The sequence below is a fragment of the Nitrosomonas sp. Nm33 genome, from assembly GCF_900107265.1.
Lineage (GTDB): Bacteria > Pseudomonadota > Gammaproteobacteria > Burkholderiales > Nitrosomonadaceae > Nitrosomonas.
Genome location: NZ_FNPJ01000007.1, coordinates 1 through 20,947, shown reverse-complemented (window position 1 = coordinate 20,947; position 20,947 = coordinate 1). Strand labels below are relative to the sequence as shown.

The following is a 20,947-nucleotide window of genomic DNA, read 5'->3' as shown; positions in this document are numbered from 1 at the left end:
CATGAGTAAGCAATCCTCATCATCCATTACAGGTCCGACAACTGTCAGTTTGGCTGATGAGGAAGCGGTGAAGCGCATCCTCGTTGAGACGATCTTCGGTCTATGGGCGGCGGTGAACAATCTAACCCGTCTGCGCCCTTCCAGGCGCGAGCACTATCGCGTCACGATTTTCGGCTCGACGCGCACTCAACCTGGACACTGGATATATAAAGAGGTTAAGCGCATGGCAGAAGCGCTGGCGGTTATGGGCTGCGATATTGTGACAGGTGGGGGACCGGGCCTGATGCAGGCCGCCAACGAAGGTGCGGAAGCGGCCAAAGCGCCGGAGCGGGCGCACAACATCGGCATCCGTGTGAAGCTGCCGTTTGAACAAGAGGTTAATCCATTCGTCGAGGAAGCTTTCGAGCATCAGACATTCTTCACTCGTTTGCACCACTTCGTACTGCTGTCCGATACTTTCATTGTGGCGCCGGGCGGCATCGGTACCGTGCTCGAATCCACGATGATTTGGCAGCTATTGCAGGTGAGGCATCTGCATGATACGCCGCTAATTTTTACTGGTCCGATGTGGCGAGGACTGGTCGACTGGGCGACGCAGATGATGTTACGTCCCGGATTCGAATTGGCTAACGTAGAAGATATGAAGATTCCATGCTGTGTGGATACCGCCGATGAAGCGATTGCCATTGTGCGGGAACACTATGCGCACTGGTTAGCCGAACATGCCGGAAGCAGGACTACCGAAATCAGACCCTGAAGTAGCCGAGTGGATGTATGTTTATTGAGAAGAATTTTGCTACAAAACGAGAATAACCGGAAACGAGTAAAGCACAGAATGATTTTGAGAGGAACCAACAATCATGGACAGCAAAGTACCCCTGAAACAAGCAAAAACTGCCGCACCAGTCACCACAAAAGGTCTTGCAGAGTTGGATGTCCGCACTGGTATGCAGGCCGCTGCACTCAAACAAGCCGTAACCGATCACCTGCGCTATTCCATGGGTCGCTTGCAGGTGGTTACGACACCGCATGATTATTACTATGCGCTCGCCCTGGCGGTGCGCGATCGCATGCAGCAGCGCTGGGTCAATACCAGCCAGACCTTTTTTGATCTCAACCGCAAGGTCGTCTGCTATCTCTCGGCGGAATTCCTCATGGGGCCGCATCTTGGTAATAATCTGCTGAATCTCGATATTGAACAAGAGGCCCGTACTGCGCTGGCTGAACTCGGGCAGGATCTCGATACCGTCTTGGAGTGTGAGGAGGAGCCAGGACTGGGTAATGGCGGCTTGGGAAGGCTCGCTGCCTGCTATCTCGATTCACTGGCAACGCTGCAACGTCCAGCCATTGGCTATGGTATCCGCTATGAATTCGGCATCTTTGACCAGGAGATTCATGATGGCTGGCAGACGGAGATCACCGACAAGTGGCTGCGCTATGGCAATCCGTGGGAGATTGCCAAACCCGAAGTCGTTTACTATGTCAATTGGGGTGGTCACACTGAATATTACCGCGATGTAGCGGGTAGCGATCGTATACGTTGGGTGCCGTATCGGGTGGTAAAGGGCACTGCCTATGACACGCCGATCCAGGGTTATGATGTTAACAATTGCAACACCTTGCGGCTGTGGAGTGCCGAAGCGGTTGAGTCTTTCAACTTCCAGGCTTTCAACATCGGTGATTACTACCAGGCGGTGGATGACAAAGTGATTTCTGAAACAGTAACCAAGGTGCTTTATCCTAACGACGAGCCGCAGATCGGCAAACGTCTGCGCCTGGGCCAGCAATATTTCTTCGTTTCCTGTTCACTGCAGGATATGCTTCACATCTTGGATCTTGCTGGCGTGCCGATAGAGAATTTTGCGCAAAGCTATGCTGTGCAGCTCAACGATACGCATCCGTCCATCGGGGTAGCCGAACTGATGCGCCTGCTGGTAGATGAACGGCGACTGGACTGGGATAAGGCTTGGGCTATCACCGTGCAAACCTTCGGCTACACTAACCACACGCTGTTGCCCGAGGCCTTGGAGACTTGGCCATTGTCGATGTTCCAGGCGTTGCTGCCGCGACATTTGGAAATTATCTACGAAATTAACCGTCGTTTTCTTGATGAGGTACGTGCACGTTTTCCGGGCGATGATGCGCGTGTGGCAAGGATGTCCTTGATCGGTGAAGAGGGTGAGAAGTGCGTGCGCATGGCGCATCTCGCCACCGTCGGCAGTCACGCTATTAACGGCGTCGCCGCACTGCACTCTGATTTGCTCAAGGCAAGTGTGCTAAAGGATTTCTACGAGATGTGGCCAGAACGCTTCAGCAACAAAACCAACGGTGTCACGCCGCGCCGGTTTCTGGCACTCGCTAACCCAGGATTACGCGCTTTGCTCAATGAGACACTTGGCGAGCAATGGCCAGCAGATCTGGGGCCGTTGCGCCAACTCGAAGCTCAGGCCAATGATGTTGCATTCCGACGTGAGTGGCGTGCGGTTAAAGAAGCCAATAAGAAGTGTTTGGCCGACTACATCCGCGCACATACCGGAATCGAGCTTGATCCAAGTTGGCTTTTCGATATCCAAGTTAAGCGTATTCACGAATACAAGCGCCAACATTTGAACGTGCTGCATATCGTTATGCTCTACCGTCGCCTGAAAGAGAATCCAGGGCTCAAGATTCCACCGCGCGTTTTTATTTTCGGTGGTAAAGCTGCACCCGGTTATTTCATGGCCAAGTGTATCATCAAGCTCATCAATGCCGTGGCCGAGACAATCAACACCGATCCAGATGTGAATATGTGCATGAAGGTGGCTTTTGTACCCAATTTTAATGTCCAGAATGCTCAGCTTATCTACCCGGCTGCCAATCTGTCGGAACAGATTTCCACTGCCGGCAAAGAGGCTTCCGGTACCGGCAACATGAAGTTTATGCTCAACGGTGCGCTCACCATTGGTACACTCGACGGTGCCAACGTGGAAATACGCGAGGAGGTAGGTGCGGAGAACTTTTTCCTGTTTGGCCTTACCGCCGAGGAGGTAGAGCGGATTAAGCGTGAAGGGTACCGCCCGGCTGACTATGTTGCCAGTAATCCTGAATTGCGCGCAGTACTGGAACTTATCAACAGCGGACACTTTTCCCACGGGAATGCCGAAGTGTTTCGTCCTGTTGTCGATAACTTGATCTATTCTGATCCGTTCCTGGTACTGGCTGATTACGCCGCCTATGTCGCGTGCCAGGAGCGTGTAAGTGCTGCATGGCAGGATAAGGAAAATTGGACACGTATGTCCATTCTCAATACTGCACGCAGCGGCAAATTCTCCTCTGACCGCGCTATCCGCGAATATTGTGACGAAATCTGGAACGTACAAGCCGTGACGGTGAAATTATAGGGTAGGTTGCCATGCAGCCACAAAATAAAGGGAGCATACAAGCGGAGAATAACGTAGACGAAACCAACCTGGCCTCGGCGACTTACCATAAGACTTCGCCGCCTTTTACGATTAGGCCTGGAAGTCGCTTTCCATCCGGTGTTACTGTCAGCGCGGAAGGTGTGAATTTCTGCATCTTTAGTCGACATGCAGACCGGGCAGAACTGCTGTTGTATGCTGCTGCGGATAGTCCAATGCCATTTCAGGTAATTCTCCTCGATCCCGAACATAACCGTAGTTTTTTTTTCTGGCATGTATTCATCGAGGGGCTGCCAGTCGGGACGCATTACACTTGGCGCATGGATGGACCCAGCGATACTGCCGCGACTGGAAGGCGTTTCTACCCTGGCAAAGAATTACTCGATCCCTGGGCGCAGGCGGTGAGCGATACGCTGTGGGATCGCAAGCGTGCCTGCAGTGAGCAGGATAGCGACTCGAAAAGCTTACGTGCCATTGTTGCCGAACCGCTCCCTCGGATCTCAACCGATACAACGTTGCGCTGCAAGCAGACCGACCTGCAAGGGGCGGTGATCTACGAGCTGCACGTGGGTGGCTTTACCCACCATCCTTCCTCCGGGGTAGCTTACCCTGGCACTTTTGCTGCGCTCAAGGAGAAGATTCCCTATCTGCAGGCGCTAGGCGTGACTCACGTCGAGCTCCTGCCGGTGATGGCCTTTGACACACAGGATATTCAGCCTGGCGTTGCAGCTCGTGAGCTGCACAATTATTGGGGTTACAGCACGCACAGTTTCTGGGCGCCGCATCCTGGCTATTGCATCGATCCAGTGCGCGCCACTCGGGAGTTTCGCGACTTGGTCGATGCTTTGCATGCGGCTGATATCTGTGTACTGCTCGATGTGGTTTTCAACCACACGGCGGAGGGTGGAGAAACTGGACCAGTGATCCATTTCCGGGGCCTTGCCAATGATATTTTTTACCACCTTGATGCCATTGACCGACGCCGTTACCTTGACTTTACTGGCTGCGGCAATACCGTGAATTGCAATCATCCGGTGGTGACGGCATTCATCGTGCATTGTCTGGAATACTGGGTGGAGGTACTGGGGGTGGACGGATTTCGCTTTGATCTTGCCAGTGTTTTTGCACGCGGAGACAATGGCTTGCCGCTGGCTAATCCACCTCTACCCTGGACTATTGAGTCCTCACGCATACTCTCCCAGGTTCCGTTGATTGCTGAGGCCTGGGATGCAGCTGGCTTATATCACGTTGGCGCTTTTCCTGGCATGGCCTGGTCTGAATGGAATGGCCGTTACCGGGATGTGATGCGTCGCTTTGTGCGTGGTGATCCCGGGCTCATTGGTGAAATAGCGGCACGCATTTCTGGCAGTGCCGATCTCTATGCTCACGACGAGCGTAAGCCGGCCAACAGTATCAATTTCATCACCTGCCACGATGGATTTACCCTCTACGATCTGGTGAGCTACAACAGCAAGCATAACGAGGCCAATGGGGAGGACAATCGCGATGGCAGCAACGACAATATGAGCTGGAACTGCGGTGTCGAGGGCGAGAGCGACGATCCGGCAGTATGCAAGCTGCGCTGGCAGCAGGCAAAAAATCTACTGGCTATTCTCATGCTATCGCGTGGTGTACCTATGCTGCTAGCCGGCGACGAAGTGCTGCGTACGCAGCATGGTGACAACAACGCTTATTGTCAGGATAATGAGTTAAGCTGGTTCGATTGGCGACTTACCGAGCGTAACCGCGACATGCTGCGTTATACCCGTGAATTGATTGCGCTGCGCCGGCGCCATCCCAGTCTTACCAGCAATCGTTTCTTTACTGGCGCACCGATGCCCGGCCGCGATTACGCGGATATTACTTGGCACGGAGTAAGGCTCAACGAGCCGCTCTGGTATGATCCACAGGCGCGAATACTTGCTTTTACTATTGCCGGTCAGCGTGAGGACGAAGAGGACCTGCACGTAGTGCTGAATATGTCGGACCAGTCCTTGGATGCGCCTTTACCGCCCTTGCGTACCCAATGCTGGCATCTGGCAATCGACACTGCCCAATCTGCTCCTGCGGATATCCTTGTTCGCGAGAATCAGATGCCAATAACCGGAGAATCCTGCCCGGTTAGGCCACGCAGTGTGGTTGTGCTCGAGGCACGTACATGAACAGCAGTATTATTCTGGTCGTCAATGCGGGTTCATCCAGTCTGAAATTTTCGGTGTTTCACGTGGATGATGCCGGAAACTTGCAACTGGTTGTGCGCGGACAGATGGATGGTATCGGTGCTCGTCCATGTCTAAAAGCAAGAAACGGTACAGGTGCTATGCTCATTGAATCTGATTTTACCATTCCGGAAGTTGCCACAGTGGGGGACGCAATTTCGCTTGTCGGCACCTGGCTGCGTGAGCACTTGCAACATGAGTCGCTACTTGCCGTTGGACATCGCGTGGTGCATGGTGGCACCCAATTTTCCAGTCCTGTGCTGGTTAATACAGAGATTCATACAATGCTGGAGCAATTGATTCCGCTCGCCCCTCTGCATCAGCCACATAATCTGGCAGCGATACGTGCAATACGTGAAAAGCAACCGCAGGTACCACAGGTTGCGTGTTTCGATACCGCGTTTCACCGCGCCCACCCGCAGATTGCTGATCTTTATGCGTTACCCTGGGAATATTATGAGTCCGGGGTAAGGCGTTACGGTTTCCACGGCCTCTCCTACGAATACATTGCAACGATGCTGCCGAAGATCGCGCCCAAGATTGCGGATGGGCGGGTGATCGTGGCCCATCTCGGCAATGGGGCGAGTCTGTGCGCACTGCAAGCAGGCAAGAGTGTAGATTCGACCATGGGTTTTTCGCCACTTGATGGGGTTCCGATGGGAACGCGACCAGGCGCCCTCGATCCAGGGGTGTTACTGCATCTCACCAATCAGTGCGGCTTATCGAGTGCTGAACTGGAAAAGCTGTTATACCAGGAATCTGGCTTACTTGGATTGTCCGGCATCAGCAACGATATGCGTATCCTGCTGGAAAGCCACGAGTCACGCGCGCAATTGGCGGTTGAGTATTTCGTGCATTATACCGTCAAACAGATCGGAGCCCTTGCAGCGGTGCTTGGCGGAGTGGATGGCCTAGTGTTCACAGCCGGAATTGGCGAGCATTCACCGGTGATCCGTGAGCGTATCCTGCAAGCTTGTGCCTGGTTGGGTGTATCGATCGATGCCGCTGCCAATGTGCGTGGTGGTCCGTGTATCTCGTCAGCGGAGGACAGCAGGGTCTCAGTCTGGGTTATACCCACCAACGAAGAATTGATGATCGCGCGCCATACGCTGGCGCTGATAAACCATGGAAAGGGCGGCGGACAAGTTGAGTGACTGGATACCTCTGCTGCGTGATTTGCGCCAGTACCGCAAAGAGTGGTTAACACGTGATGTGGTTGCTGGATTCTCGGTCACTGCGGTACAGGTGCCCACGGCGATCGCCTATGCTAACCTCGCGGGCTTCCCGCCTGAAGTCGGTCTCTATGCGAGTATCTTGCCATTACTGGTTTATGCCTTGCTTGGCTCATCGCGACAATTGGTGCTCGGGCCGGATGCGGCTACCTGTGCGATGATTGCTGCACTGCTGCTGCCGATGGCAGGGGGTGATCTGGAATATTACCTGAAGCTTTCAGCTGCGCTGGCGATCATGGCGGGCCTCCTGATGGTTTTCGGTGGGATGGCGCGCATGGGTTTCATCGTAAATTTTTTCTCACGGCCAATTCTGATCGGCTATCTCAACGGTATTGCACTCAGCATCATCGCCGGACAACTGGGCAAGCTGTTTGGTGTCGCGGTGGTGAACCGGGATTTCGGACCATCACTGCTGGAGCTGGCTGGACGCCTTGGCAAGACGCATGGTTACAGCTTGGGCGTGGGACTCGCCACTCTGGCGCTGCTAATCCTGACACGACGCTACGCCCCACGGGCGCCAGCGGCACTGATCGCACTGCTGGTCGCGAGTCTGATAGTGTTCCTGATAGGACTGGATACACGCGCGGTTAAATTGGTTGGTGAGGTACCGTCCGGACTGCCGTCATTTGTTCTGCCCGGTCTCGGCTATGAGGGTGTGCAGACTATTTTTATGAGCGCGATCGGTTTGGTCATCGTTTGCTTCACCAGCGGCATGCTCACAGCACGAAGCTTTGCTGCGCGCAATGGTTATGGCATCAATGCCGATCAGGAGATGCGTGCATTCGGCTTAGCCAATATAGCATCGGGCCTGTGCGGTGGATTCGCCATTACCGGTGCTGATTCGCGTACAGCAGTCAATGATGCGAGTGGTGGCAAGACCCAATTAGTATCCGTGGTTGCTGCACTGACCACTGCTGGAGTTGTGTTGTTTTTGACGCAGCCGCTGGGGCACTTGCCAGTACCAGCATTGGCTGCGGTGTTGATTTTTTCTGCATGGGGCTTGCTGGATGTGGTGGGCATGAGGCGATTGCATACGATTGATCATTTCGAGTTTGGCTTATCCTTATTGACAATGGTAGGAGTGCTGATTATTGGCGTTCTGCCGGGGGTAGTGATCGCGATTTTGCTGGCGCTGTTGCATGTGCTGATTAAGATTTACCGGCCTGCAGATACGCTGTTGGGTATTGTTCCAGGGATGGAAGGCTACAATGATCTCAGTTTGTCAGAGGATGCACGACCGGTCCCGGGTATGATCATCTACCGCTTTGATGCTCCGCTGCTGTTTTTTAATGCCGATTACTTCAAGGCACGAATATTGTCTCTGGTGGATGACGCTGAATCCAAACCACGCTGGTTTGTGCTCAATACTGAATCCATCAGCCAGATGGACATTACCGGCACACAGGCTATCGATGATCTGATCACCGAGCTGCAGAGCCGCGGCGTACATCTAGTAGTTGCCCGACCGAAACTGTATATGCGTAAGTACAGTCAACCAATGGGGCTGGGTAAGAAGATTGGTGCAGAGAATATTTTCTTTTCCGTCCATTCTGCAGTCGAGACTATCCTGGAGCGGGAGGCACACGGCGGAGTTCCGGATGATGGCAATTGATGACTATTAATGAAAGGAGTGATGATCATGAAAAAGGCGCGTACCCATGAATCTCCAGAGAAGAATACGAATACGCGCGATGAGGATAGATCCAAACTCAAGCGTAAGAATTACGAGAAGTTGTTGCGCGATCTGCAGGCAGAATTGTGCGTCGTGCAGAATTGGGTAATCGCTACTGGACAGCGCATTATCCTCGTGTTTGAGGGGCGCGACACAGCTGGTAAAGGGGGCACTATCAAGGCGATCACTGAACGTGTGAGTCCACGCGTGTTCAGGGTTGTTGCCTTGCCAGCTCCTTCCGATCGTGAGAAAACGCAGATGTATATGCAGCGTTATATGGCGCATTTTCCTGCAGCAGGCGAGATCATCATTTTTGACCGCAGTTGGTACAACCGCGCTGGTGTCGAACATGTGATGGGTTTTTGTACCGAAGCTCAGCATCGCCGTTTTCTGGAACTGTGTCCGTTTATCGAGAAGCAAATCGTGGATAATGGCATCTATCTCATCAAGTACTGGCTGGAGGTCAGTGATGAAGAACAGGAGCGTCGTTTCCACGCGCGTATCGATGATCCCGTGCGTCAGTGGAAGCTGTCATCGATGGATTTGCCCTCTCGTGAGCGCTGGTACGATTATTCGCGTGCGCGTGATGAAATGCTGGCAGCGACTGACACGGATTTTGCGCCCTGGCACATCGTGCACTCCGACGACAAGAAGCGTGCGCGCCTGAATTTAATTGCACATTTTCTGAAAACAGATCCCCTACGAGCCTATACCACACAAGAAAGTCAAGCTACCCAAGCGTATCACGAAGAACGCTTATGACGATCTGGCGACCATGGTCGACCGGCGCTGGATTCCGGAGGTTTATTGAATATTACGTGCTCACACGTATTTTTTTAATTAGCGCATTTGCATAATCTATTTATGCATTAGCATTTAATGAAGGAGGTATTTTTTTCCATTCACTATTTTGAGTGCCCCCGCGCCACATGGCGACTTCAAGGAGCTTATAGGAGTTTATCTATGTACATACAAGTTCTCACTGTTACCCTTGTCTTCGCTACTATCTCCATTCTAACTGGTTGCTCCAGGGAAACGTCTGCCCCACAGCAGCGCCCGGCGCCCGAAGTGACTGTAATGACCGTCACTCCTCGGAATATTCCTTACACACCCAACTTCGTGGCACAAACCGAAAGCTCGCGCCAAGTTGATATCGTCGCCCGCGTTTCAGGTTTTCTCGACCGCATTGCTTACCAGGAAGGTGAGCTGGTGAAAGAAGGGCAACTGCTGTTTCAGCTCGATCAAAAACCATTCAAGGCTGAGTTAGAAGCTGCTCGCGGTGTATTGCAAGCTCAGCAGGCGAGATTTAGAACAGCGGATGCCAATCTCAAGCGTGTGAAACCGCTCACTGAACAGAACGCGCTTTCACAGGCTGATCTGGATCGAGCACAGGGAGAATTCGACGCAGCAAGAGCGGCAGTGTTCGCAGCAAATGCGAAAGTGAAGGAAGCTGAACTGAATCTCGGCTATACCACTATACGCTCCCCCGTGACGGGTCTTGCAAGCCGCTCACTCCAGCGTGAGGGTACGTTTGTGAATGCGATGGCAGAAACCGCTAACCTCACCTATGTTGCTGCGATTGACCCGATGTGGGTTACGTTCAGCGTTTCCCAGAACCAGATGGCACGCATCCGCGAGGAAAGCCAAAAAGGATTAATTATCCTGCCCAAGAATAAAGATTACGACGTAGAGCTTGTTCTTCCTGACGGAAAACCGTTTGCGGGAAGAGGAAAAATTAACTTTACCGATCCATCGTTCAGCCAGGACACCGGTTCTTTTATGGTGCGTGCGGTGCTGCCAAATCCCAATAGAGAGCTCCGTCCAGGTATGTTCGTGACGGCATACGTGAAGGGTGGGTTGCGGCCGAACGCAATCGTGGTGCCGCAGCTTTCGGTGCAGCAGGGTTCGAACGGTCACATCATGTACGTGATCAAGCCGGACGGTACAGCGGAAGTGCGGCCGGTAGTGGTGGGTGACTACGAAGGAGAAAAAGACATTGTGATTTTGACCGGACTACAGACCGGTGACCGGATTGTGGTGGAAGGCATGCTCAAGGTGGTTCCCGGTCAGTCGGTCAAAATTATGGAGCCAGCAGCGGGTAATGATAAAGCAGTAGCCAAACCAGCTGCAGCTGCGCAGAAATAGGCGGGCGATTTTATGTTCACCCACTTTTTTATTGACCGACCGATTCTCTCGACAGTCATCTCGATTCTGATCGTACTCGCTGGTGCGGTGTCGATGTCTGTCTCACCGATCGAGCAGTATCCTGACATGGCGCCTCCACAGGTCACGATCGACGCACGCTACCCAGGTGCCACCGCCGAGGTGATCGCAAACAATGTGGCAGCACCCATCGAGGCGCAGTTGAATGGATTGGATAATCTGCTCTATTTCTATTCAACCAGTTCCTCGAGCGGTAACGTTCAGATCGTCGTCGTGTTCAATCAGGGCAGCAATCCGGATATCAATCAGGTCAACGTGCAGAACCGCCTGAGCCAGGCGATGTCCCAGTTGCCGAAGGTGGTAGTCGAGCAGGGAATCACGGTAGATAAGAAGTCACCTAGTATCATGATGGTGGTATCGGTTTATTCGCCGGATGAACGCTACGATGCCGCCTACATTGCCAACTACGCCAACCTTTATGTGCTCGACGAATTAAAGCGCGTGCCTGGGGCTAATCGTGCGAAGACATTCGGTCTGCCCGATATCGCGATGCGTGTGTGGTTACGACCTGATCGCATGGCTCAGCTTGGCATCACAGTAAGCGAGGTGAGTGCAGCAATTCAAAGCCAGAACCAGACCTTCGGTATCGGCCTGCTCGGCGCTTCACCGATGCCTCCTTCAGTGGAGCAGCAGTATGTCGTGACAGCACAGGGATTGCTCACTAAGCCTGAAGAGTTCGAGAACATCATCGTCCGTACTGCAAAAGAGGGTGCCGCTATTGTCCGCATTAAGGACATTGGGCGAGTCGAACTTTCCCAACGGGATTATTCTATGCCAAGCCGCATGAATGGCAAGACTGCGACAACTATCGGCATCTATCAGCAGCCAGGTGTAAATGCAGTTGAAACCGCGAAGGGTGTGCGCAAGAAAATGGAGGAGCTGAAAGCGAAATTTCCCAGCGGCCTGGATTATAAGATCGTACTAGATACCAGCCAGTTCACTCTTTACTCGATCGACAAGGTGGTGCATACCTTCTTCGAAGCGGTAGTACTGGTGGTTCTAGTGGTGTTTGTCTTCCTGCAATCGCTGCGAGCAACCGTGATTCCAATCCTGGCAGTACCGGTGTCCATCGTGGGTACCTTTGTCGGCATGTATCTGTTCGGATTTTCGGTCAACATGCTCACTATGTTCGGTATGATCCTGGCAATCGGTCTGGTGGTGGATGATGCCATCGTGGTGGTCGAGAATGTTGAGGTAAACATCACCAAGAAAGGGCTCGCACCACTGGCTGCCGCAAAGGAGGCGATGACAGAGATTGCAGGGGCGCTGATTTCGATCGTGCTGGTGCTGCTTGCTGTGTTCCTGCCGGTTGCATTTCTCGGTGGAATGACCGGACTACTATACAAGCAGTTTGCAATCACCATCGCCATCTCAATGGTGATCTCGGGCATCATGGCGCTGACATTGTCACCAGCGTTGGCTGCAATCATTATCAAGACGCATCATGGCAAGAAGAACCGTTTCTTTCAGGCATTTGAAAATGGATTTGAGTCTCTCCAGCATGGGTTTTTGGGCAGGGTTGCCCGCGTCATACAACTATGGCCGGTTTCGCTCATCGTATTTGGCGCTGTGGTGATCGGCATTCTGGTGATGTTTCGCATCCTGCCGGCAAGCTTTGTGCCGGATGAGGACCAGGGTTATTTCTTTGTGCTTACCCAGGTTTCCGATACAGCGAGTCTGAATGTCACGAGCCGCTTCAGTCAGGAACTGGAGCAGATTATTCTTCGGGATCCCGCAGTACAGGATGTTGGTACGGTGAACGGCTACAGCTTTGTTGACAGTCAGCAGGACAATAACGCTGCGGTCATGTTCGGTCTGTTGAAGCTCTTTGAAGAGCGCAAGGACGCAAGTCTGCTGTCGTTCGATACACTGAAGCGGCTCAATGCACAATTCGCTGCACTCAAGGATGGTAGGGCCTTCGCTGTTAATCCACCTTCGATCCCAGGCCTGGGTACCACTGGGGGCTTTGAATTTTACATCCAGAACCGCGGATCAGGTGATCCGCGTGCGACGGACGCTGCCCTCAAGGCGTTTCTTGCAAAAGCGCGTGAGCGCAAAGAATTGCAGGCAGTGAACACGACGTTCAGCGCAAATAGCCAGCAGCTCTTCGTCGATCTCGACCGTAACAAGGCCGAAGTGCTGGGTGTGCACGTAGCCGATGTCTTTAACACCATGCAGGCTTATTTCGGCTCCCAATTGGCTGGGCAGTTCTCGCTGTTCAGCCGTGTGTGGTTCGTTATTATTCAGGCGGACGCGGACTACCGGGCAAGGCCGGAGGATTTCAGCAAAGTCTACGTTCGCTCATCGAGTGGCGCTAACGTGCCGCTGTCGGCGCTGATTACAACCCGCTATGTTGTTTCACCGAAACTGATGACACGCTTCAACGCTTTCCCAGCAGTAAAGATTACTGGCAGCCAGGCTCCAGGCTATAGCTCGGGAGACGCGATCCGGGTGATGGAGGAAGTAGCGCACGAAACACTGCCCGGTGACTTTGCTTATTCCTGGGCAGGGCAGGCACTGGAGGAGAAAGGCGCGGGCGGCACCTCCTCATCAGCTTTTATCTTTGGCCTGATCGTGGTGTTTTTGCTGCTCGCCGCACAGTTCGAGAAGTGGACGCTTCCCATAGCAGTGGTGCTCACAGTTCCTTTCGCAGTACTGGGCGCACTGCTGCTGACCTGGGTTCTCGGGCTGGAAAATGACGTTTATTTTCAGGTTGGTCTGGTGACGCTGGTGGGTTTATCTGCAAAAAACGCAATTCTGATCTGCGAGTTTGCCATTGAACGCGTTCGTCATGGTATGCCAGCCCGAGAGGCAGCTATTGAGGCAGCTGGGCTTAGATTGCGTGCGATTGTAATGACATCATTTGCATTTATTCTCGGCTGTGTGCCGCTCGCAATCGCGACCGGACCCGGCGCAAACAGCCTGCGCGCGATCGGTACCGGTGTGATCGGCGGAATGCTCGCATCTACCCTAATTGCAATTTTCTTTGTGCCGCTGTTCTTCTGGTTGCTGGAATCTCTCAGTGCAAAGTTTGCCAGCAAGAAAGCGGCAAGCGGTGGGCATGATGACGAGAGTGAGAGTACACCTGAGACTGTGTCTGCTCCGGTTCGTGCTCCTGTTTCCGAAGAGGGATTGCCAGCAAAACGGGAGGATAAGTAATATGCGCAACGTCATTCTTCCCTTGTTCATAGTTACCTTACTGAGTGCATGCGCGGTGGGCCCTGACTATCGACGCCCGGCAATTGAGATGCCAGAGAAATGGCGAGTTGACTATCCGAAAGCAGCGGAAGTTACAAATTTCGGATGGTGGACCCAGTTTGGCGATCCCGCACTTAACGCACTTATCGAAACGGCGTTGAGTGAAAACCGCGATATCCAGGCTGCAGCTGCTCGGGTAGATCAGTTCATCGGTGCGTTGAATACTACCCGTGCACAATTCTTTCCACAGACCGGCTATAACGCGAGCATTAGCCAAAACCGCGCTACGGAAAAGTTAGCCGTCCTTCCACCAGGTCGCGACCCTTTCTTTTCGCTTTATCGGGCGGCTCTCAATGCGTCATGGCAGATCGACCTGTTCGGACGCATTCGACGCCAGAGTGAGGCAGCCCGAGCGCAAATACTAGCGAGCGAGCAAGGCCGCAGGGGCGTTATCCTTTCAGTCGTGACAAGTGTTGCGGCAAGTTACATCGGCCTACGCGCGCTTGATCGCCAGCTTGAGATAGCGCGCGCCAGTGCAGCTAACTACGCAGAGACAATGAGAATTTTTGAACTCCGCTACCAATGGGGTGTTGTGTCACAGACGGAGTTCTCCCAAATACAATCGCAATACCAGCTCGCACTTGCCACAATTCCGGGTATCGAGCAGCAGATCGTTGCACAGGAAAATCTTATCTCGATCCTACTCGGCCGTAACCCCGACTCTATCCCGCGTGGCAACACTATTGATGAGCTCATTGCTCCGGTAATTCCTCCAGATCTGCCTTCAACGCTGCTTGAGCGTCGACCCGATATTCAGGAGGCGGAACAGAATCTCGTGGCTACCAACGCAAATGTTGGAGTGGCAAGGTCGTTATACTTCCCTACCATCACGCTCACGGGTCTTCTTGGCTCGGCAAGTACCGCATTCGGCAACTTCCTCACGGGACCAGCCAGTACCTGGTCAGTCGCTGCCGGGCTGGCAGGACCGATCTTTACTTTTGGTGCCATCACGGGGCAGGTGAGAACCGCCGAAGCAGTCCAGCGCGAAGCGATTGCTTTTTATCAGGCGACAATTCTAAACGCTTTCCGTGAAGTGAATGACGCACTCATTGGAGCAGTGAAGAAACGTGAGGAAGCCGAAGCTCAGGCGAAACGCGTCATGGCGCTTAAGGAATATGCTCGCCTCTCTCGGGCCAAATTTGACAATGGTTACGCGAGTTATCTCGAGGTACTCTTCGCAGAGAACCTGCTCTTCGATGTAGAGCTTGCCGCAGTACGCTCGAAGGCTGATCGTTACACTGAGCTCGTAAACGTTTACAAGGCGACAGGCGGTGGCTGGGTCGATGAGGCTGAGCAGCTCGCTCCGGAACCCCAGCTAAAGGGAGAGCAATCGGTGAAAGAAGGAAATTTACTGGCCCCATAGGTGATGGTTTTAATAACATTACGTTATAGAAATTTTAAAAATGGGAGGATATTCAATAATCTTATGCCAAATAAATCATGGAATTTGGATTTATTAACACATATGACAATTAATTTTAATACTATGCGATTAAATTTCTGATGGAAAAGGGCGTTTACTTTTCTTTATACATTGTAAATTTTCCAGTTACCTTACGATTGCAAAATATGTTATAGGCATATAAAAGATAATTTGTGCACAGTTTTTTTAGACGGAATATTATCAAAGGAGACGAGTTATGACGATTTCACCAGCTGCAGGTAAACCGGCTACAAAAGAGATACTCATCGATTTGGCGAGACTTGAGCGTGAGTATTACGAGCGCCGGCCTGACCTGGTGGATAGCGCACAGTTAGTCAGTTTCGGTACTAGTGGGCATCGAGGTTCACCACTGCACGGATCATTCACTGAAGCACACATTCTGGCGATTACCCAGGCTATTTGTGACTATCGGCAAGGTCAGGGTATCAACGGCCCGCTCTACATGGGCAAAGATACGCACGCCTTGTCAGGACCAGCTCAACGTACCGCGCTGGAGGTACTGGCAGCCAACGGCATAACAACGATCATCCAGAAAGACGACGGTGTTACGCCCACCCCGGTTATCTCGCGGGCGATCCTCGTTTATAACCGGGAGCGTAAGGAGCAACTCGCTGACGGTATTGTCATCACGCCTTCGCATAATCCGCCTGAGGATGGCGGTTTCAAGTACAACCCACCTCATGGCGGCCCTGCTGACGTCGATGTAACAAAATGGGTCGAGCAGAGAGCCAACGAACTATTGCGCCAAGGGAATATCGGTGTCAAGCGGCTATCCTTTGCCTCCGCCATCAAGGCAACCACGACGCATCAGGATGACTTCGTGATGCCTTATGTCGAAGATCTGCGCAATGTTGTCGATATGGACGCTATCCGTGCGGCTGGCTTAAAGTTGGCCGTCGATCCGCTCGGCGGCGCTGCTGAACCCTATTGGGAGCCTATTAACGCTGTCTATCAGCTGGATATTACCGTCGTTAACCCGACAATTGATCCAGCATTCTCATTCATGACAGTCGATCATGACGGTAAGATTCGGATGGATCCTTCCAGTCCGTATGCCATGGCCCGACTTCTGGACCTGAAAGATCAGTATCGCATCGCCTTTGCCAACGATCCTGACGCCGATCGACATGGTGTGGTCGTTCCGTCTACAGGATTGATGAATCCCAACCACTACCTGGCGGTAGCGATTCGCTACTTGCTGACTCATAGAAAATGGTCTGACCAGGTGGTTGTTGGCAAAACTCTGGTCAGTAGCAGCATGATTGATCGAGTGGTCAATAAGCTGGGTTACCAGCTGTGCGAGACGCCGGTAGGCTTCAAGTGGTTTGTTCCCGGTTTGCTTAATGGATCGCTCTGTTTCGCTGGCGAAGAAAGTGCCGGAGCCAGCTTCCTGCGGCAGGACGGAACGGTGTGGACTACGGACAAGGACGGTCTGATCATGGATTTGCTTGCAGCTGAGATCACTGCTCGCACGAGCAAGGATCCGGGCGAGCATTACCAGGAGCTGCAGTCTGAATTTGGCACACTGCATTACACGCGGATCGACGCGCCTGCGACACCCGAGCAGAAGGTGAAGCTTGCAAAACTATCACCAGAAGCGGTTACAGCCCCAGAACTTGCGGGCGATCTCATCCGGATGAAGTTGACCAGGGCGCCTGGTAATAACGCTTCCATCGGTGGTCTTAAGGTTGTGACCGACAATGGTTGGTTCGCAGCTCGTCCTTCCGGCACTGAGAACATTTACAAAATCTACGCAGAGAGCTTTAAGAGTGAAGATCATCTCAACGCAATTGTGAACGAGGCTCAGCAGATCGTGAGCGATGCAGTCAGTACCGCATTGTAATTCTTTAATGCAGAGCATTCAGGCTGAACATCCTGCAAAGTCTACCAAAGAACGGATGAGCAAAACTGCGTAATGGCACGAGTGTTTCTACCGCTTGTCCACCCCGTGAATTTGATGCTTGAACTACCAAACTCTTGGAAGAAGGAACAAAAGGAGTCCGTCGTATCCTGGATGAGCGAATAGACCCGATCATTTTGATTTGCGTCGTTATACAGAAAGTAAATTAGAGGAGATTCTCATTATGACAAATATGACAGGAAATATTCCACCCCTCCCCGAACGTAATGCATGGAAAGCGCTGACAGCTCATTATGAACAAGTTCGTCACCTCCATTTACGAACGCTCTTTGCAGATGATCCCCAGCGTGGCGAGCACATGACGGCTGAGGCGGTGGGTCTTTTCCTTGATTACTCGAAGAATCTCGTCACCGACGAAACACTCAAGTTACTCATGCAGCTGGCCGAAGAAAGTGGACTTCGTCCACGGATCGACGCCATGTTCAACGGTGAAAAGATCAACATCACTGAGAATCGCGCTGTATTGCACGTCGCCCTGCGTGCTCCGAAGGAGGCTTCCATCGTGGTGGACAGTGAGAACGTGGTGCCCCAAGTACATGCCGTACTCGACAAGATGGCTGATTTTTCCGATCGCGTGCGGAGCGGTGTTTGGAAGGGACACACTGGCAAACGTATTCGTAACGTCGTCAACATTGGTATCGGCGGCTCAGACCTGGGACCGGTAATGGCCTATGAGGCATTGAAGTATTACAGCGAGCGGGCTATGACATTCCGTTTCGTATCGAATATCGACGGCACTGATTTTGTGGAAGCAGTCCACGATCTCGATCCAGCGGAAACGCTTTTCATTGTTTCTTCCAAGACTTTTACGACGCTTGAGACGATGACGAATGCACATACGGCTCGAGAGTGGCTGCTCGCCGCTTTCGGTGGGGACACCAAGTCTATCGCCAAACACTTTGTCGCCGTCTCGACGAACGCAGCGGAAGTAGCTAAATTCGGCATCGATACTGCGCAGATGTTCGGATTTTGGGACTGGGTTGGTGGACGTTATTCCATGACTTCAGCAATCGGTCTTTCCACCATGCTGGCCATCGGACCGGCTAACTTTCGGGCCATGCTGAATGGTTTTCATCAGATGGACGAGCATTTTCGAACGGCTCCGTTTGAAAACAACCTCCCGGTACTGATGGGCTTGCTCACATTGTGGTACACCGATTTCTTTGGTACCCAGGCTGTTGCCGTGTTGCCCTATGAGCAGTACTTGAAGCGATTCCCTGCCTATCTGCAGCAATTGGTGATGGAAAGCAACGGCAAGCAGATTACGCTTAATGGATCCCGGGTTACCTATAACACGAGTCCAATCTATTGGGGCGAACCGGGAACCAACGGTCAGCATTCGTTTTACCAATTGCTTCATCAAGGAACCAATCTTATCCCTTGTGATTTCATCGCCTTCATTGAAACACTCAACCCGCTTGGACGGCATCACGATATGCTGCTGTCGAACGTCTTTGCTCAATCAGAAGCCTTGGCTTTCGGCAAGACCATTGAACAAGTGAAGGCCGAAGGCACACCCGATTGGCTTGTACCACACCGGATCTTTGAGGGCAATCGTCCGTCCAATACCATTCTTACCCAGCGACTCACACCGGAGGCACTTGGCAAGCTTATCGCTCTCTACGAACACTCAGTTTTTACCCAGGGCGCGATTTGGGGAATCAATCCATTCGACCAGTGGGGAGTGGAACTTGGCAAGGTGCTGGCTCAGCGCATCATCCCGGAGCTTGAAAGTAAGGTAGAACCTGCACTCGGGCATGACAGTTCAACCAATCAACTGATTCGTCGCTATCGACACTTCAAAAAGATCTCCTCATAAATTCAATCTCAAAAGCTAGAATATTTGATCCAGGCCGCGCTAAATAACATGAATATATTTACAAATCGAATAACGTATTTCACCCAGCAAAGGAACGTTTTTATTCTTACGTGTTAGCACGTATTTTTTTAGCTTACATATTCTAATAATCTATTTGAATAGCAGGACTTATTAAAAATGGGCGTTTAATCTTCCTATAAACAGCAACAATTTTATAATCAGGCGACGTATGTTGCGTTTTCTGAGTTCGCTTTTCACAGGCACATCCGAGCAGAACAAAGGTTTGCCTGAAGATTTGATCGAGAAAGCTATCGAGCGCGCGGTAGATGGTACGGATCGACGTATCCGTGCCATCGGGCAATATCGGAAACGGCTTCATCAACCCGTTGAACTGACCATCGATCATGTAATTTCTACTGTTGATGCCTTGCCTGCGCCGATAGAAATCAGTCCGCGAGCATTTGGTCAGGATTCGTGTTTACGCGCGTTCTTCGTTTCGACCGACCACCTGCGCGAAGTTTTCGGCAACTTCAAGACTGTACGCAATTATCTGACGGATTTGACCGGACCTTTTCCCGAGCAGATTTTCGGTCTGCTGAGTATGGTGATGGAGGAGCATAAAGTATTCGGGGTAGAACTTGTGGGTGAAACTCTGCGCCGGGAGGTGATGCAAGTCACCGTTAATTTTTCGAATCATCGTTATCTTGGACCCACCAGCAATGAGCTGGATACCCGCCGAGAACTTAAGAAACGCGCCTTCGATTTCCTGATCGAAAAGGCTCTGGAGCGTATCGCGGGCGAACGGAGCAAACGGAGGGAGTTAGATCGTCAATGGTATCTCCTGCAACAAAAGCTCAATACCATGAAGGCAGGAAATTGGGGACTCGATCCCATGCTGACAGATCATGAGCAGCAGCATCCTGACTTGGCTGCCTTGGAAGCGGAGATTGAGGTAATCGAGAGGGAACTTGGACAGTTTCATACCGATAATCTTGGTCTGGAAGAGAGTCTTGCAAGCGTGATCGATACTTTGAGTCATCCTGCAGCCTGGTTTGCATCTCGTGAGATCCGGCTGCGCCTTGATTCCATGGGAATCAAGATTCAAGATTCATCAACGGTACCGTCAAAGGAAATTGTTTTAACTGAGATTTTTTCAGGAACGGGGGAACGGGGGATCGTACTGTTGGGACATATTGCACGAACGGATATACCCGAACCAGCGAGTGTCTGGCGAGAAGCGCTGCGCTACCTGTAAGCATGACGCTGCGTGCTATGACAGTTGATCATAAGGGTGTGCATTTCCACTGTAAAAAATGGAAGAGGTGTGTTGTACCTCTCGTGTGAGGGTACTGGCTGGAACAAAGCCTCATATGATTCAGGCGCAACGGTTATCCAGCTAGGACTACCAGGGTGATCTTTTTAAATCCATTATTAGGAGGAGAACATGACCGATAATGAGAAAGACCTTGGCGTCGCGATGGCACTTTTAGAGAGATTCACGAAAATGACGCTTCCAAGAGCCCTTGAAATCAAGGAAAGAGTTGACCGCGGAGAGCTATTGTCACAGAGGGATATCGACTTTCTGCAACAGCTGACTGAGCGAGCCGAAGAGATTAGACCTCTCGTGGAACGGCATCCGGAATACCAGCATGACATGGTTTAATAGCTGTGCGAGGCCACCCAATCGGCCGTTACAAAATCCGTAAACTCATGAGAGAAGCAGGCATTCAAGTGCGCCATCGGAGAAAACACAAGATCACT

Annotated in this window: 15 protein-coding genes; 14 read left to right on the top strand and 1 reads right to left on the bottom strand. The window is 52.1% G+C overall.

Going from position 1 to position 20,947, the window contains the following annotated elements:
- Position 1 precedes the first annotated feature (1 nt).
- The 10 genes from BLV54_RS02630 to pgm all read left to right on the top strand — a co-directional run bounded on the left by BLV54_RS02630 (position 2) and on the right by pgm (position 17,289).
- A complete protein-coding gene (locus BLV54_RS02630) occupies positions 2 to 757 on the top strand; it encodes an LOG family protein (protein WP_090567369.1) in 756 nt (251 codons plus the stop codon).
- A gap of 103 nt (positions 758 to 860) precedes the next feature.
- Complete coding sequence (locus tag BLV54_RS02625; protein WP_090567367.1) at positions 861 to 3,380, top strand: glycogen/starch/alpha-glucan phosphorylase; 2,520 nt, start codon at positions 861 to 863, stop codon at positions 3,378 to 3,380.
- A gap of 11 nt (positions 3,381 to 3,391) precedes the next feature.
- Positions 3,392 to 5,560: a glycogen debranching protein GlgX gene (gene glgX / locus BLV54_RS02620; RefSeq protein ID WP_090567364.1), complete on the top strand. Its 2,169-nt coding sequence runs from the start codon at positions 3,392 to 3,394 to the stop codon at positions 5,558 to 5,560.
- On the top strand, positions 5,557 to 6,771 hold the full coding sequence (locus BLV54_RS02615) for an acetate/propionate family kinase (RefSeq protein ID WP_090567361.1): 1,215 nt from the start codon (positions 5,557 to 5,559) through the stop codon (positions 6,769 to 6,771). The genes glgX and BLV54_RS02615 overlap by 4 nt, the downstream gene beginning before the upstream one ends.
- On the top strand, positions 6,743 to 8,461 hold the full coding sequence (locus BLV54_RS02610) for a SulP family inorganic anion transporter (RefSeq protein ID WP_090567358.1): 1,719 nt from the start codon (positions 6,743 to 6,745) through the stop codon (positions 8,459 to 8,461). The genes BLV54_RS02615 and BLV54_RS02610 overlap by 29 nt, the downstream gene beginning before the upstream one ends.
- A 27-nt stretch (positions 8,462 to 8,488) precedes the next feature.
- Positions 8,489 to 9,283, top strand: coding sequence for a polyphosphate kinase 2 (gene ppk2 / locus BLV54_RS02605; protein WP_218132296.1), 795 nt, complete (start codon positions 8,489 to 8,491; stop codon positions 9,281 to 9,283).
- Positions 9,284 to 9,484: 201 nt separating this feature from the next.
- Positions 9,485 to 10,666: an efflux RND transporter periplasmic adaptor subunit gene (locus BLV54_RS02600; RefSeq protein WP_090567355.1), complete on the top strand. Its 1,182-nt coding sequence runs from the start codon at positions 9,485 to 9,487 to the stop codon at positions 10,664 to 10,666.
- A gap of 12 nt (positions 10,667 to 10,678) precedes the next feature.
- Positions 10,679 to 13,903 (top strand): efflux RND transporter permease subunit, encoded by a 3,225-nt coding sequence (locus tag BLV54_RS02595; RefSeq protein ID WP_090567352.1) that lies wholly within the window; start codon positions 10,679 to 10,681, stop codon positions 13,901 to 13,903.
- A 1-nt stretch (position 13,904) separates the two neighbouring features.
- The gene (locus BLV54_RS02590) at positions 13,905 to 15,365 is read left to right on the top strand and encodes an efflux transporter outer membrane subunit (protein WP_090567349.1); all 1,461 of its coding nucleotides are present in this window, start codon (positions 13,905 to 13,907) and stop codon (positions 15,363 to 15,365) included.
- A gap of 277 nt (positions 15,366 to 15,642) precedes the next feature.
- Complete coding sequence (pgm, locus tag BLV54_RS02585) at positions 15,643 to 17,289, top strand: phosphoglucomutase (alpha-D-glucose-1,6-bisphosphate-dependent) (RefSeq protein WP_090567346.1); 1,647 nt, start codon at positions 15,643 to 15,645, stop codon at positions 17,287 to 17,289.
- Positions 17,290 to 17,293: 4 nt separating this feature from the next.
- Here the strand turns inward: pgm and BLV54_RS15395 are convergent, their stop codons facing one another.
- Positions 17,294 to 17,482 (bottom strand): hypothetical protein, encoded by a 189-nt coding sequence (locus BLV54_RS15395; RefSeq protein WP_143032395.1) that lies wholly within the window; start codon positions 17,480 to 17,482, stop codon positions 17,294 to 17,296.
- 48 nt (positions 17,483 to 17,530) lie between these two features.
- Here BLV54_RS15395 and pgi point away from each other — a divergent pair, with 48 nt between their 5' ends.
- The 4 genes from pgi to BLV54_RS17160 form a co-directional block, all read left to right on the top strand.
- A complete protein-coding gene (gene pgi / locus BLV54_RS02580; RefSeq protein ID WP_218132295.1) occupies positions 17,531 to 19,186 on the top strand; it encodes a glucose-6-phosphate isomerase in 1,656 nt (551 codons plus the stop codon).
- A 229-nt stretch (positions 19,187 to 19,415) separates the two neighbouring features.
- Positions 19,416 to 20,441 (top strand): hypothetical protein, encoded by a 1,026-nt coding sequence (locus tag BLV54_RS02575; RefSeq protein ID WP_218132294.1) that lies wholly within the window; start codon positions 19,416 to 19,418, stop codon positions 20,439 to 20,441.
- Between the two features lie 189 nt (positions 20,442 to 20,630).
- Entirely contained in the window at positions 20,631 to 20,849 is a 219-nt protein-coding gene (locus BLV54_RS02570) for a hypothetical protein (protein WP_090567338.1), read from the top strand.
- A gap of 5 nt (positions 20,850 to 20,854) precedes the next feature.
- Positions 20,855 to 20,947 (top strand): hypothetical protein (locus BLV54_RS17160; RefSeq protein ID WP_371113269.1); only part of this gene is annotated, 93 nt, incomplete at its 3' end.